The organism is Streptomonospora nanhaiensis, from assembly GCF_026642255.1.
GTDB lineage: Bacteria > Actinomycetota > Actinomycetes > Streptosporangiales > Streptosporangiaceae > Nocardiopsis > Nocardiopsis tropica.
The window spans coordinates 3,016,224-3,029,475 of the sequence record NZ_CP113264.1 but is presented as its reverse complement, the minus strand read 5'-3'; the positions used below and the strand labels follow the sequence as shown (position 1 = coordinate 3,029,475).

Here is a 13,252-nt window from a genome sequence, read left to right as displayed (position 1 = left end):
CGTGGCGGTGCCGGTGCGCCCGGCCCGCCTCCCCGTGCGCGGGCACGCGCACGGGGAGGCGCCCGCCGGAGGGGGACTCCGGCGGGTGTCCTCACCCCTCCAGGGACGTGACCAGGTCGTCGGTGTGGACGGCGCGGGAGGGCGGCGCGGCCCCCTTCCACTCCATCCGCGACCACGGGAGCTCCAGGTCGTCCGGATCGAGGACCTCCCGCGGAGCCAGGTCCTCGATCGCCGCGGCCTCCCCGTGGCGCGCGAACACCGACTCCACGTACCGGTGGCCGGTGTCCGGCGCCAGGAACACGACGCGGCGCCCCGGGCTGCGGCGGGCCTCCCACCGCGCCACGAGGTGGGCCGCCCCGGTGGAGAGCCCCGCGAACACCGCGTGGCGGCGGAGCAGGTCGACGCTCCCCGCCAGTGCGGCCGAGAACCCGGTCCAGTGGACGGTGTCGTAGAGCGAGTGGTCGACGTTGCCGAACGGGATGGAGCTGCCGATGCCCGCGATGATGATGTCCCGGTCCTCGACGCCGTCGCCGCCGAACGTGACGCTGCCGAAGGGCTGGACCCCCACCAGCGCGGTGCCGGGCTCCCTCTCCCGCAGGAAGCGGGCCAGGGCCCCGGTCGAGACGCCCGTCCCCACGCCGCCCACCAGGGTCAGCGGCTCGCCCCCCGTCTCCCGGGCGATCATGTCGGCGGCCTCGCGGTAGCCGAGGGCGTGGACGTCGTCGTGGTACTGGCGCATCCAGTGGAATCCGGGGTTGTCCCGGATCACCTCGCGGACCCTGCGCACCCGGCGGTTCTGGTCGAGCCGGAGGTCGTCGGAGGGCGGCATCTGCTCCAGGGTGGCGCCGAGCACGGCGAGCTGGACGCGCAGGGTCCGGTCGACCGTCGTGGAGCCGATGATGTGGCAGCGCAGGCCGTAGCGGTGGGCCGCCAGGGCCAGGCCGTGGGCGTACATGCCGCTGGAGCTGTCCACGAGGGTGTCGCCCGGGCGGACGGCCCCCGTGTCGAGCAGGTGGCGGACCGCCGCCACGGCGGAGGCCACCTTCATGGACTCGAAGCGCAGGCAGGCCAGCCCCCCGCCCAGGTCGATCAGGTCGGGTCTGCCCACGGCCTCGGAGAAGTGCTCGTCCACGGTCACCCCTCCCCTCCCCCGGCCGTTCTCCGGTCCGCACCGTGGGCCCGGTAGCGGTAGAGGGAGGTCGGGTCGGCGCTGAACTGGGAGAACGGGAAGGGTTCGGCCGACAGGGCGCTCACGCCCGCGCCGAGGAACGCGCGGGCCACGGCCGCGCCGCTCTGCGCGTAGACCACGAGCGGGACGTCCCGTTCGCGGCAGCGCTCCAGGATGCGGTCGAAGGTCCCGTTGCCCAGGGTCATCCCGGTGGCGACGACGGCGTCGGCCTCGGAGAGGACCTCCTCCATGTCCGGGGTGACGGGGTCGCCCCACTGCGTGCTCCGCAGGTTCAGGTCGCAGGGAAGACAGCGCCCTCCCCTCTCGTGGATGGCGGCGACGAGGGGGTTCACCACGCCGATGAGGCCGACCTTGCGGCCGTCGGGCTCGGGGACGAGACCGGCGACGGCCGCGTCGCGTGCCAGGGCCCGCTCCTCCGGGGTGCCCCGGGGCAGGACGACCTCCTCGGCGCGGGGGTCCTCGGCGTGCGGCGCGGCCTGTCCCAGGTAGGCGTCCAGGGCGGCGAGCCGCAGCGGGAGCGGCCCGTGCAGGAGGAGGTCGCGCAGGGGGGCGCCGGAGGCCTCGGCGCAGACCGCGGGGTCCAGGGCGCCCTGCTCGAAGGCGCACGCGCCGAAGGCCCGGCCGACCCTGACCAGGACGTACTGGTTGAGGTAGGTGACCCCTCCCCCCGCGAGCCGGGTGCCGTGGTGGACCCAGAACACGCTGGTCGCCGGGGGCAGGTCGGGCTCGGCCAGCACCGACCGGAAGAGTGTGTCGAGGTCCTTCATCGGACGGCCTCCAGGTCGCGGTCCCCGTCCCCGGCCCCGGCGGGTCCGCGGGTCAGCCGGAACAGGTGGGTGAGGACGCCGTCCTCCCAGTCGTGCAGGTGGTGGATCTGTGCCCTGAACCCGGTGGCGGCGGCGTGGCCGATGATGCGGCGCAGGTCGGCGGTGTTGGACACGATGAGGTAGACCTCCCCGCCGGGGGCCAGCAGGTCGCGTTCGGCGATCTGCGAGAAGAAGGCCTCGGTGACCGCGGCCCCGGCACACACGTTGCGGACCACGTCGGGGTCGTCGCTCACCGGCTGGCTGACCGCCGGGGGGTTGAACGTGACGACGTCCGCCTGGTGGCCCTCGGGGAAGCCCGCGAAGACGTCGGAGACGACCGGGACGAACTCCGGCGCCTGCGCGCCGGTGACGAGCCTGCGGTAGTTGTCCCCGGCCGCGCGGACGCTGTCGGCGTGCACGTCCACGGCGTAGACCCGCGCCGCTCCGCGCAGGCCCGCCACGGCGGTCTCGACCCCCAGGCCGACCCCCATCGCGGCGTAGCGCCTGCCCCGCACCGCGATGTCGCCGTCGAGGAGGCGCTGGTGGATCATCCGGCTCGTCTCCCCCGGCATGAACACGCCGGGAGGGACGGTGAAGTCCCATCCGTTCCAGGTGTAGGTGCGGTGGGTGCGGAGGTCGGCCTTGGGCTGGTTCATGCCGATGATCTGCTCGGCCGGAAGAGGGGGAGGGAGCTGGGCGATCAGGGAGGGATCCACGCGGGTCCTTTCGACGGCGGAGGGGTACGTCTCGGAATGCGGACACGGGGCGCCGGCACACACGCCCCAGGTCGCATCTCGGACACCGGACCGACCGCGCGGGGCGGCAGGGGCGGCTCTGGCGATGACGACTATAGGGGAAATGAAAATCATTGTCAGCAGATGGCGGCGATGTGAATACGAGCGTTAGTGGTTATCGTTTTCACTAAGATGGAACAGACCCCTGCCGAACCGCCAGAGAGCGAGAGACCACGCGTGTCAACGACGACGCCGAACCAGACCGATCCCCGCCGGCTACGGGGCTCCCCCCTCCTCGACCCCGCCTTCGTGCGCCTGTGGTGCGGAACCACGGCGTCGGGCCTGGCGACCTGGGCCCTGCCGTTCATCCTCGGTCTGGCGGTGCTCGACGGCTCCCTCGGCGCCGTGGGCCTGGGACTGGTCCTGGCCACACGGACCGCGGGCTTCCTGGTCGCGGTCCCCCTCGGCGGGCTGCTCGCCGACCGCCACTCCCGGCGGTCCGTCGTCCTGTGGTCGGGGCTCGCGGCGGCGGCCGCCACACCCGTCCTCGCCCTGGGGCTGGGCACCTCCACCGCGCTCATGGCAGCGGCGGCGGCCGTGGTGGGCGTCGGCCAGGGCGCCTGTCGCCCCGCGTTCCAGGCGCTCACCGCCGAGGTCGTCGCCCCCGAGGACCGGCAGCAGGCCAACGCGGCCCTCACGTTCTCCGTGCGGGGCGCCACCCTGCTCGCCCCCGGGCTGACCGCGCTGCTGTCGACGGTGACCGGCACGGGAGCCCTGCTCCTGGTCACGGCCGCGCTGTGGCTCGCGGCCGCGCTCCTGCCCCCGGCGGGCGCCGCGGCGGGGACCGGGGAGCGGGCCCCGCGCGCCGCCTTCCACACCGAGTTCCTCGAAGGGCTCGCCGAGGCCCGCAGGCACCCCTGGTTCGTCGCCGGGCTGGGCGCCCTCACCGTGGTGATCGCCCTGGGCTACTCCGCCACCAACGTCCTGCTCCCCCTGGCCAGCCGCGACCACTACGGGACCGAGGCGGTCCTGGCCGGGGCGCTCACCGCCTACACCGGCGGCGCCCTCCTCGGGGCGGTGCTGGTCTCCCGGTGGCGGCCCCCGGCCCAGGGGTGGACCGCCCTGGCCGGGCTGGCCCTCTACGGCCTGGCCCCGCTGAGCCTGATCCTGCCCGTGGGCCCCCTGGCGGTCATGGCCGCGTACGCGGTGGTGGGGGTCGGCGTGGAGCTGTTCAACGTCCCGTGGTTCACGGCGGCGCAGCGGGAGGTGGAGCCCGGCAAGCTCGCGCGGGTCTCCTCCCTGGACTTCCTGTTCTCCTACGGGCTCGCGCCCGTGGGCCTGGCCCTGATCGCCCCGGCCGCGCAGGCCTTCGGCGCCGGGCCGGTGCTCCTGGCGTGCGCCCTGCTGTGCGTGGCGGCGCCCGCGCTGGCCGCGCTGGCCCCCGGGGCCCGGGAGTTCCGGACCCCCTGAGCCCCGGGCCGGGGCGGCCGGCGCCGAGCAGGGCCCCGTAGTGCCGTGGCCGAAAACGTCGCCGATGTGATGTGAGGGGTCCCGACCCCGATGATCTTGTACTTATAGACGTTCTCGACGCCCAACCTCGCTATAAGTACAAGATCACGGAGGGAAGGCGGAGCGGAGCCGTGAACCTTCCCGGGGACGGGACCGGCCCTCAGGCCCTCCGGTCCGCGGGGACGTGGCGGGTCGGCGGCCCGGTGTACTCCGCCAGGACCGAGCGGGGGAGCGGCCCCTTGATCCTGGCGCCCGACCCGTGCTCCTCCCAGGCGTGGGCGAGGATCCCGACGGAGCGGGAGAGCACGAACAGCCCCCGCGCCAGTTCGGCGGGGAACCCCAGGGACGCGTAGACGACCGCCGTGGCGCCGTCCACGTTCATGGGGACGGGCCTCGCACGCCCCTCGGACAGGGCGGCTTCGAGGGCCAGGGCCGACTCCAGGGGGCCGCCCGGCACCACGCCCTCCTCCACGGCCTCCCCGACCAGGCCCAGGAGCGGGTCGCGGCGGGGGTCGCGGGGGTGGAAGCGGTGGCCGAACCCGGGCACGTACTCCCCCCGGGCGCGGTACCCGGCCACCTCGTCGGCGGCCACGCGGTCCACCGGGGCACCCCCGGCGCGCAGGGCCGCCATCCGCTCCAGGAGCTCCACGCACTGCTGGCCCGCTCCGCCGTGGACGTCCCCGAGGAGGTTGACGCCGGTGGCGACGGCGCTGTTCAGGCCGACGCCGCAGGTGGCCGCCATGCGCGCGGCCGCGATCGACGGCGCCTGGGGGCCGTGGTCGACGGCGGCGACCAGGGCCGCCTCCAGCAGGCGGGACTGCCGGGGATCGGGCAGTTCCCCGCGCAGCATGAGCCACACGGTGTCCACGAACGAGGCCTGCCCGATCAGCTCCTGGACGGGGTAGCCGCGCGGCTCGATCTCGCCCGGGGCGATCCTGATGACCCCCGTGGACCACCAGTTCCCGATCTCGCGGCGGGTCATGGACTCCTGGCCGGTGTCGCTCATACGGTTCCCTCCTCGCGCAGCCTGTCGATCTCCTCGTCGCCGAAGCCCGCCTCGCGCAGGACCTCGGCCGTGTGCTCCCCGAGCACGGGGGGCGGTCCGGGCGGGGCGAGGGCGGCCCCGTCCACGTGCACCCCGCTGCCGAGCACCCGCAGCTCGCGCCCCTCCTCCCCGGGGAAGGGGAGCGTGTGCACGAGGCCCCGGTGCTCCACCTGGTCCAGGTCCAGCGCCTCGGCCACGCTCAGGACGCGGGCGGCCGGGACGCCCGCCTCGGACAGCTCCCGCTCCCACTCCCGGGCCGTGCGCCGGGCGAGGTGCTTCTCCAGCTCCTCCCGCAGGGCGTCCCGGTGCGTCTTGCGGTCCTCGCGGCGGGCGAAGCGCGGGTCCGAGGCCAGGTGGGGCGCGCCGACCAGGGCGCACAGGGTCTCGAACTGCTCCTGCTTGTTGGCGGCGATGTTGAGCGCGCCGTCGGCCGCGGCGAAGGTGCCGGAGGGGGCGGCGGTGGCGTTCTCGTTGCCGATGGGGGACGGCTCGACGCCGGTGGTCAGGAAGTTGGAGACCCCCCACCCCATGGCGGTGATGGCGGTCTCCAGCATGGACACGTCCACGCTGGCGCCGATCCCGGTCCGCTCGCGCCGCACGAGCGCGGTGCTGACCGCGAAGGCCGCCGCGAGGCCGCCCAGGACGTCCGCGACGGGGAAGCCGGCCCGGAGCGGCCCGGTCCCCGGGGTGCCGGTGGCGCTCATCATCCCCGAGAGCCCCTGGACGATCTGGTCGTAGGCGGGGCGCCCGCTCATGGGGCCGTCGGCCCCGAACCCGGAGACCGCGCAGTACACCAGCCGGGGGTTGATCTCGCGCAGCCGCTCCCAGCCGAAGCCCAGCCGTTCCAGGACCCCGGGGCGGAAGTTCTCCAGCAGCACGTCGGACCCGCGGACCAGCCGCTCCATCACCTCGCCGCCCCGGGGGGACTTGAGGTCGAGCGTGAGGGAGCGCTTTCCGGCGTTCTGCGCCAGGAACGACGCGCCCAGGCCCCGGGCGCTGAGGTCGGGGGCGGCTCCGAGCCGCCGGGCGAGGTCCCCGCTGCCGGGCACCTCGACCTTGACCACCTCCGCCCCCATGAGGGCCAGCTGGTAGCCGGCGTAGGGTCCGGCCAGGACGTTGGTCATGTCCAGGACGCGGACCCCGGCCAGCAGGGGTTCGGGCTGTTCCGCCGCGCTCATCGGGCCGTCCTTCCGGGGCCGGCGGGCCCGCCCAGGGGGTCGAGGCCGATGCCGGTGATGCGGCCCGCCGCGCCGACGACGGCCGAGGTGAAGCTCTCGACCGCGGCGTCGGTGAAGCGGGCGGTGGGCCCGCCCACGGCCAGGGCGGCGACGGGGACGGCGCCGTCCGATCCGTACACGGGGGCGGCGACGCCGGAGGCCCCGGTCTCGCGCTCGCCGTGGCTGACCGCGTAGCCCAGCCGCGCGGCGCGCTCCACCTCCTCCTTGAGCCGGTTGAGGTGCCCGGGGCCGTGGGGCGAGGCCGCCGAGACGCGCAGGAGCAGGGACTCGGGGGCGCCGATGAGGAGGACCTTGCTGGCGGAGCCGCCCCACAGGACCATCTCGTCACCGGTGTTCACGACGTGGCGGAGCCGCTGGGGGCCCTCCTCCTGGGCGACGCACACGCGCACCGCGTCCGCGCGGACGTAGAGGTTGACGGTCTCCGCGGTGTCCGCGACGAGTTCGCGCATCACCGCCCGGACCGCCTCGGGGACCCTCCAGACCGCGTGGGCCAGGCGGGCCCACCGCAGCAGTCCGGGACCCACCCCGATCCGGCCGTCGGGCCGGGTCCACAGCAGCCCCCGCTGTTCCAGGGTTCCCACCAGTCGCAGGACGGTCGTCTTGGCCAGACCCGTCCGTTCGGTGAGCTCCCGCACGGTGTGGGCCTGGTGCGTCTCGTCGAACAGGTCCAGCAGGTCCAGTGCGCGCGCCACGCTGCGCACGGAGCCGTCCGCGTCGCCTCCCGGCATGTCTCCTCCTCGCCAGTGGTCCACTGTGTGGTCTCTCTGATCCATCAGGTGGACTCGCGGCGACAGCCTAGCGCACGGGGCGGATTCCCGTACAGGCCCGCCCGCGACGGGCGCCCCCGCCCCCGACGCCGATCCGGGAAAAAAGTCGCTGGAAGAGGCACGTACACCCGGACCGCGACAAACACGTTACGGGCGCGTGTCATCCTCCCGTTGACAGGAGCCATTGTGACCCGCATCATTTCCGGAACCAGCAAGCGGCCCTACTGGTCCACCAGGTGGACCAGAGGGTCGAGAGGAAGTGAAGGATGAAGAACCAGCGGATCCTCCGCTCGGTGGGAGCCGTGGCCTCCGTCCTCGTCGTCGGCGCCGCCGCGGCCAACGCCGCGCTCTCCGACACGGGCGCGTCCGAGGCCCGGGCCCGGGTCGACATCGTCGTCCCGGCCGACCCCGGCGGAGGCTGGGACCTGGTGGCGCGCGAGGCACAGCACTCCCTGCGCGTCAACGGCATCGTCGAGAACACGCAGGTGATGAACCTCCCCGGGGCCGGCGGCACGATCGGCCTCGCCCAGACGGTCCGCCGGGAGGGCGACGCGACCACCCTGATGACGACGGGCACCGTCATGATCGGCGGCATCATCGTCAACGACTCGGCGCAGACCCTGGAGGACGTGGTCCCCATCGCCCGCGTCGCCGACGACTACGAGGTGTTCGTGGTCAGGGAGGACTCCCCGTTCGAGGACATGTCGGACCTCGTCGCGGCCTGGGAGGAGGACCCGGGCGCGGTGGCGGTCGGCGGCGGCTCCCTGGGCGGCACCGACCACCTCCTCGCGGGCCTGGCCGCCCAGTCGCGCGGCGTTGACCCCCAGAGCGTCAACTACATCCCCTTCGCGGGCGGCGCCCAGGCGCTCACGTCCCTGCTCTCGGGCAGCGTCGACGTCGGCGTCTCCGGCTACAACGAGTTCCGCGACCAGGTGGAGGCGGGCAACCTCCGCGTCCTCGGCGTCTCCGCGGAGGAGCGGGTCCCGGGGCTGGAGGAGCACCCGACCCTGCCCGAGCAGGACGTGGACGCCGTGCTGCCGAACTGGCGCGGCTTCATGGCCGCGCCCGGCATCAGCGACGCCGAGCGCGAGGAGCTGACCGCCATCGTCGAGGAGATGGTCCGCACCCCCGAGTGGCAGGACACCCTCGAACGCAACCGGTGGGAGGACACCTTCCAGTCCGGCCCGGAGTTCGAGGAGTTCCTCGCAGCCGAGATCGACCGCATCACCACCGTCACACAGGACCTGGGACTGTCATGAGCCTGAGCAGCACACCCGCGGAACCGCGCGGGACCGACACCGGACCGCGCCCCGCGCGGCCGGCCCGGCACTGGTGGAGGGGGCGGAGCGAGATCTTCGTCGGTCTGCTCACCATCGGCATCGGCCTCTTCCTCGGCGAGCAGACGCTCACCATGCACGTGCCCGACAACTCGGCCTCGCCGGGGCCGCAGTTCTTCCCCTCCGTCGTCGCGGTCCTGATGGTCGTCCTGGGCACGGCGCTCGCCGTCCAGGTGATCCGGCGCCCCGCCCCGGAGCCGGAGAGCGGCCTCGCCGACACCGAGACCAGGGCGCACGACCAGGCCGGAGCCGTCGGAGAGCTGGTCGACGGCGAGCGGCCCCCGGCGGGCGCGCCCGCCACCCACAGCGACTGGCGCACGGTCGGCATCGTGATCGGCTCCGTCGCGCTCTTCGCCCTGCTGCTGCAGCCGGTGGGCTGGCTGCTGTCCGGGGCCCTGCTGTTCTTCGGCGTCGCCTGGGCCTTCGGCGACAAGCGGCGTCCCGTGTTCGAGGCCGGCGTGGCGCTGGTCTACTCCTCCGTCGTCCAGCTGGCGTTCGTCGCCGGCCTGGGCCTGAAACTCCCCGCGGGGATCCTGGGAGGGGTGCTCTGACATGGAGACGCTCGGACTTCTCGGGGGCGGCTTCGCAGCCGCCCTCACCCCGGAGAACCTGCTGTGGGCGCTGGTCGGCGTCGTGCTCGGCACCGCGGTCGGCGTCCTGCCCGGCCTGGGGTCGGCGATGGCGGTGGCCCTGCTGCTGCCCGTCACATTCAAGCTCGACCCCACGGGCGCGTTCATCATGTTCACCGCCGTCTACTACGGCGGGCTCTTCGGCGACTCCACGACCTCGATCCTCATGAACACCCCGGGCAACAGCTCGGCCATCGCCACGGCGATCGAGGGCCACAAGATGGCGCTCAAGGGCAGGGCCTCCCAGGCCCTGGCCACGTCGGCGATCGGCGCGTTCATCGGCGCGGTCGTCTCCACGGCCGTGGTGGCGTTCTTCTCCAACGTCATCATCGACATCGCCCTGCGCTTCGGCCCCGCCGAGTACTTCGCACTGGCCGTCTTCGCCTTCCTGGCCACCTCGGCGGTCGTCGCCCAGTCCATGGTGCGCGGCCTCATCGCGCTCTCCATCGGCCTGTCCCTGGCCATGGTCGGCATCGACTCCCAGAGCGGCGCGGCCCGCTTCACCCTGGGCATCCCCTCCCTGTTCGAGGGGGTCAGCATCATCACGGTGACCGTGGGCCTGCTCGCGCTCGGGGAGGTCCTCCACGTGGCCTCGCGCGTGCACCGCGGAGGAAGCGGGACCACCGAACTCCTGCGCACCACCGGCACCCCTTGGCTCAGCGGACGCGACCTCAAACGCGCCGTGCCCGCGTGGATCCGCGGGCTGGGCTTCGGACTGCCCTTCGGCGCCGTCCCCGCGGGCGGGTCGGAGATCCCCACGTTCCTGGCCTACGGCACCGAGCGCAAGCTGTCCCAGCTGCGGGCCCGCAGGGGCAAGCGCCCCGACGAGTTCGGCGAGGGCGCCATCGAGGGCGTGGCCGCCCCGGAGACCGCCGCGAGCGCGACGGCGGGCACCGCGATGGGCGCGCTGCTGGGGCTGGGGCTGCCCACCTCGGCCACGGCGGCGATCATGCTCGCCGCCTTCCAGCAGTACGGCATGCAGCCCGGCCCGCTGCTCTTCGAGCGCAACGCCGACCTGGTGTGGGCGCTCCTGGCCAGCCTGTTCATCGGCAGCGTCATGCTGCTCATCCTGAACCTGCCCTTCGCACCGCTGTGGGCAAAACTGCTCCTGATCCCGCGCCGCTACCTGTACGCCGGCATCACCGGTTTCGCGGTGCTGGGGGTCTACGCCTCGTCCTACTCCGTGATCGAGCTGTGGCTCCTGATCCTGCTGGGGTTGCTCGGGTTCATGATGCGGCGGTACTCGATCCCGGTGGCCCCGGTGCTCATCGCGGTCATCCTGGGCCCGCTCGCTGAAACGGAGCTCCGCCGTGCACTGGCCATCGGCCAGGGGGACGTGGGCGCGCTCTTCTCCGGACCGATCACCATCGGCATCTACACGGTCATCCTCGCGGCCGTGGCCCTGGTCGCCGTCGCCCGGATGCGCTCGGCTCGCCGGAGCCGGGCCCAGGCCGAGGCCGAGGCCGCCGAGAAGACGGAGGTTGCCGGGTAGCCGGGGGAGGCGGGTCCCTCTGCGGAGGCCCCGGGCACGGCGACCGCCGTGCCCGGGGCCTCCGTCGTGGGTGCCTCGTGAGCGGGGCCTTCTCCTCCAGCAGTCGCCGGTCCGAATCCTGCCGAGTGTGCCACGAACTCCCGGGACGGAAGGCTGACACGAGCACCTCACAAGGGGTCTTCGCCGCGTCTCCGTCCCCGAGGTGCTCCCCGGTACCGGCTCCTTCACCGGAACCGGAGCGCTGGCCTCGGGCCGCTAGCCTGCCGGACATTCACCCAGTCGAACTCTCCAGCGCCAGGCTCACCCTCCGGGAACCGCGCGCCACCGACGTCGACGACCCATTCCGGGTCCACGGAGACCAGCAACTGTTTCGTGCCGGGTCGTGTTCACGACACGGCTCGGGATCGTCCCAACGGAGCTCCTCGGAGGTCTCCAAGAGGACTCCTCCGAGCTCGTTTCGCGGCTGGTCGTCGCCATCGTCCGCGCACAGTACGGGTATGCGGTCCGAGACCTGCTCACTGCATGGGGAGGAAAGCTTTCATCCGATCAGATGGGCAGCCTGATTCCTGTACTCGAATCCTCCGGTCTTGACAGGCAAACCCTCCCTGAGCCGCTGTTCCACGAGCTCCACACTGCGATCAACGAAGCTAGCCGAAGACTCGGCGATCACTCGGTTCTTACATGACAGACGGTCCCGTAGCTAAGGGGGGTTTCCTGGTAGTACGGCCGGGCTGCCTTGTTGGCCCCATACAAACTGCCACTGTCGGAAGCCGGTCCGGAGGGAACACGTACGTGTCAGCCTTGACGGATCCCGAGACGTCAGGCGGTCAGCCCAGGTCTTGGCGAAGGCAGCGAAGGTAGGTGTCGATCTGCCCCAACCCGGGCCAGTCGCTTCCCCGGAGGCGTACCGTCTCCGATCGAAGCCAGTCGCCTACATGCAGTGCCTGCGGGAGGCTTTCCGCCGCAGCATGCAGACTCATCAATCGTGCGAGGACGTCCAGATAGCGGTTGGTAGCGTCCTCGTCGTCAGGCTCAGGCGTGCTCTCGCTGACGTGGTTGAAGGCTTGGATGGCGGCGGTGGCTTCGCCGAGTTCCATCCGGCACTGCGCGGCGTAGTACCAGCACAGTTGGGCTTGCTCGTCGCCGGCGCCGTACCGGTCGGTGTAGTGGTGGGCGAGCGGCTCGAAGAGCGCGAGGGCCTCACGGTGGCTTCCGGCCAGGAACTTCACCTGGGCGAGGCTGAACTGCATGCCCTCCCGTAGCTCCGGGTCAGCGGCTCTCGCGATGGCCTCGGCGAGTGCGTCGGCGGCCTGGGTGAACTGGCCGTCCTGAGCCAGCTGCGCTGCCCGGTCGGAGACCGCGTCCGCCTCCTGCTCGGTCAGTGCGGCAGGGCCTGGCTCCGGCCCCTGCGGTGCGGCTGCCGGTGGGGGCGCGAGCGGTGAGGGGATGACGACTGTGGGGGTGTACGAGGGGGCGACACGGGAGCTGGGCGCCCGGCCGCCGAAGGGGCGCAGGAACGGCAGACGGGGGTCGAGGATGCCCTCATCGGTCGTGGCGGGGGTGCCCGTGGAGGCGTGGACGAAGGGCAGGAGGGCGTCATAGACCGCCATCGCGTCCATTCGTTGCTCGGATTCCTTGGTGAGCATCCCCAGCAGGAGCTTCTCGATATCGGCCGGCGCATCCGGGCGCAGGACACGGATGGGCGGGGGCTGGGTGTGGACGTGATGCCACATGTGGGAGCGGCTGTCATCGGGGATGAACGGCGGTTTGCCGGTGAGGAGTTCGTGGAGCACGCAGGCGAGGGCGTAGACGTCTGCGGCGGGTCCCACAGCGTTGGCCAGGCTCTGTTCGGGGGACATGTAGGGCGGGGTGCCTACGGTCATGCCAACCTGGGTGAGGCGGGGCAGGGTACCGACTCCTCGCAGGGCGGCGACGCCGAAGTCAAGGACCTTGACCACACCTCCGGGGGTGAGCATCAGGTTGGCCGGTTTGATGTCGCGGTGAACGACGTCGTGATGGTGCACGGTGTCAAGGACGGAGGCGATCTGGGCGCCGACGGCCGCGGCCCAGGAGACGGGGACCGTCTCGCTTTCGTAGTCGGTCTCATCGATGAACGTCTGCAGTTCGCGTCCCTGCAGGAGCTGCATAACCACGAACAGACGTCCGCTGGCCTCGTCGACTCCGGTGTCGTAGACGGCCGGCACACCCAGGTGCTCGATGCCAGCGGTGATCTGGACCTCGCGCAGGAATCGGGCGCGGCGGATCTGCAGGGTCTCCTCGAAGGCCGCGCCCTGGAACCCGGGCGGGACCGGGCTCTCGGCCAGCATCATCTTGACCGCAACCCGGCGGTCCAGTCGCTCGTCGTACGCCTGCCAAACCTCGCCCATGCCGCCCGCACCGATGGGCGTGTGCAGCCGGTACCGGTCCGCGATCACGCGGGCCGGTACACCAGCGTCGAAGCTCGGCGTGCCGCCCTGCACCATGCGAGGTCCCTCTCTGTGTGGCC

12 protein-coding genes are annotated in these 13,252 nt (G+C 72.7%); 5 read left to right on the top strand and 7 right to left on the bottom strand.

Translation table 11 applies throughout. From position 1 onward, the window contains the following. Positions 1-91: 91 nt before the first annotated feature. Genes OUQ99_RS13065 through OUQ99_RS13055 form a run of 3 tightly spaced genes read right to left on the bottom strand, consistent with a single transcriptional unit; the run spans position 92 to position 2,711 of the window. Complete coding sequence (locus OUQ99_RS13065; protein ID WP_267950365.1) at positions 92-1,132, bottom strand: pyridoxal-phosphate dependent enzyme; 1,041 nt, start codon at positions 1,130-1,132, stop codon at positions 92-94. A gap of 2 nt (positions 1,133-1,134) precedes the next feature. Next, entirely contained in the window at positions 1,135-1,956 is an 822-nt protein-coding gene (locus tag OUQ99_RS13060; protein WP_267949711.1) for a Rossmann-like domain-containing protein, read from the bottom strand. Continuing rightward, the gene (locus OUQ99_RS13055; RefSeq protein WP_267949710.1) at positions 1,953-2,711 is read right to left on the bottom strand and encodes a methyltransferase; all 759 of its coding nucleotides are present in this window, start codon (positions 2,709-2,711) and stop codon (positions 1,953-1,955) included. The genes OUQ99_RS13060 and OUQ99_RS13055 overlap by 4 nt, the downstream gene beginning before the upstream one ends. A gap of 255 nt (positions 2,712-2,966) precedes the next feature. Here OUQ99_RS13055 and OUQ99_RS13050 point away from each other — a divergent pair, with 255 nt between their 5' ends. Then, positions 2,967-4,199: an MFS transporter gene (locus OUQ99_RS13050; protein WP_267949709.1), complete on the top strand. Its 1,233-nt coding sequence runs from the start codon at positions 2,967-2,969 to the stop codon at positions 4,197-4,199. Between the two features lie 199 nt (positions 4,200-4,398). On the opposite strand, the gene OUQ99_RS13045 is transcribed toward OUQ99_RS13050, so the two are convergent. The 3 genes from OUQ99_RS13045 to OUQ99_RS13035 are packed head-to-tail and all read right to left on the bottom strand — an operon-like array spanning position 4,399 to position 7,249. Next, positions 4,399-5,244 carry a citryl-CoA lyase gene (locus OUQ99_RS13045; RefSeq protein WP_267949708.1) on the bottom strand — a complete coding sequence of 282 codons (846 nt, stop codon included), beginning with the start codon at positions 5,242-5,244 and terminating at the stop codon, positions 4,399-4,401. Beyond that, positions 5,241-6,461: a CaiB/BaiF CoA transferase family protein gene (locus OUQ99_RS13040; protein ID WP_267949707.1), complete on the bottom strand. Its 1,221-nt coding sequence runs from the start codon at positions 6,459-6,461 to the stop codon at positions 5,241-5,243. The genes OUQ99_RS13045 and OUQ99_RS13040 overlap by 4 nt, the downstream gene beginning before the upstream one ends. Further along, positions 6,458-7,249: an IclR family transcriptional regulator gene (locus tag OUQ99_RS13035; protein ID WP_267949706.1), complete on the bottom strand. Its 792-nt coding sequence runs from the start codon at positions 7,247-7,249 to the stop codon at positions 6,458-6,460. Before OUQ99_RS13035 ends, OUQ99_RS13040 begins: the two co-directional genes overlap by 4 nt. 305 nt (positions 7,250-7,554) lie before the next feature. Between OUQ99_RS13035 and OUQ99_RS13030 the strand changes: the two genes are divergently transcribed. From OUQ99_RS13030 to OUQ99_RS13015, 4 genes are all read left to right on the top strand, one after another. Beyond that, positions 7,555-8,547 carry a Bug family tripartite tricarboxylate transporter substrate binding protein gene (locus OUQ99_RS13030; protein WP_267949705.1) on the top strand — a complete coding sequence of 331 codons (993 nt, stop codon included), beginning with the start codon at positions 7,555-7,557 and terminating at the stop codon, positions 8,545-8,547. Next, positions 8,544-9,176, top strand: coding sequence for a tripartite tricarboxylate transporter TctB family protein (locus tag OUQ99_RS13025; RefSeq protein WP_267949704.1), 633 nt, complete (start codon positions 8,544-8,546; stop codon positions 9,174-9,176). The genes OUQ99_RS13030 and OUQ99_RS13025 overlap by 4 nt, the downstream gene beginning before the upstream one ends. Before the next feature lies 1 nt (position 9,177). Next, the gene (locus OUQ99_RS13020) at positions 9,178-10,746 is read left to right on the top strand and encodes a tripartite tricarboxylate transporter permease (RefSeq protein ID WP_267949703.1); all 1,569 of its coding nucleotides are present in this window, start codon (positions 9,178-9,180) and stop codon (positions 10,744-10,746) included. A 382-nt stretch (positions 10,747-11,128) separates the two neighbouring features. Then, on the top strand, positions 11,129-11,431 hold the full coding sequence (locus tag OUQ99_RS13015; RefSeq protein WP_267949702.1) for a hypothetical protein: 303 nt from the start codon (positions 11,129-11,131) through the stop codon (positions 11,429-11,431). Between the two features lie 142 nt (positions 11,432-11,573). Here OUQ99_RS13015 and OUQ99_RS13010 read toward each other — a convergent pair whose 3' ends face one another. Then, positions 11,574-13,229, bottom strand: a complete 1,656-nt coding sequence (locus OUQ99_RS13010; RefSeq protein ID WP_267949701.1) for a serine/threonine-protein kinase — start codon at positions 13,227-13,229, stop codon at positions 11,574-11,576. Positions 13,230-13,252 lie beyond the last annotated feature (23 nt).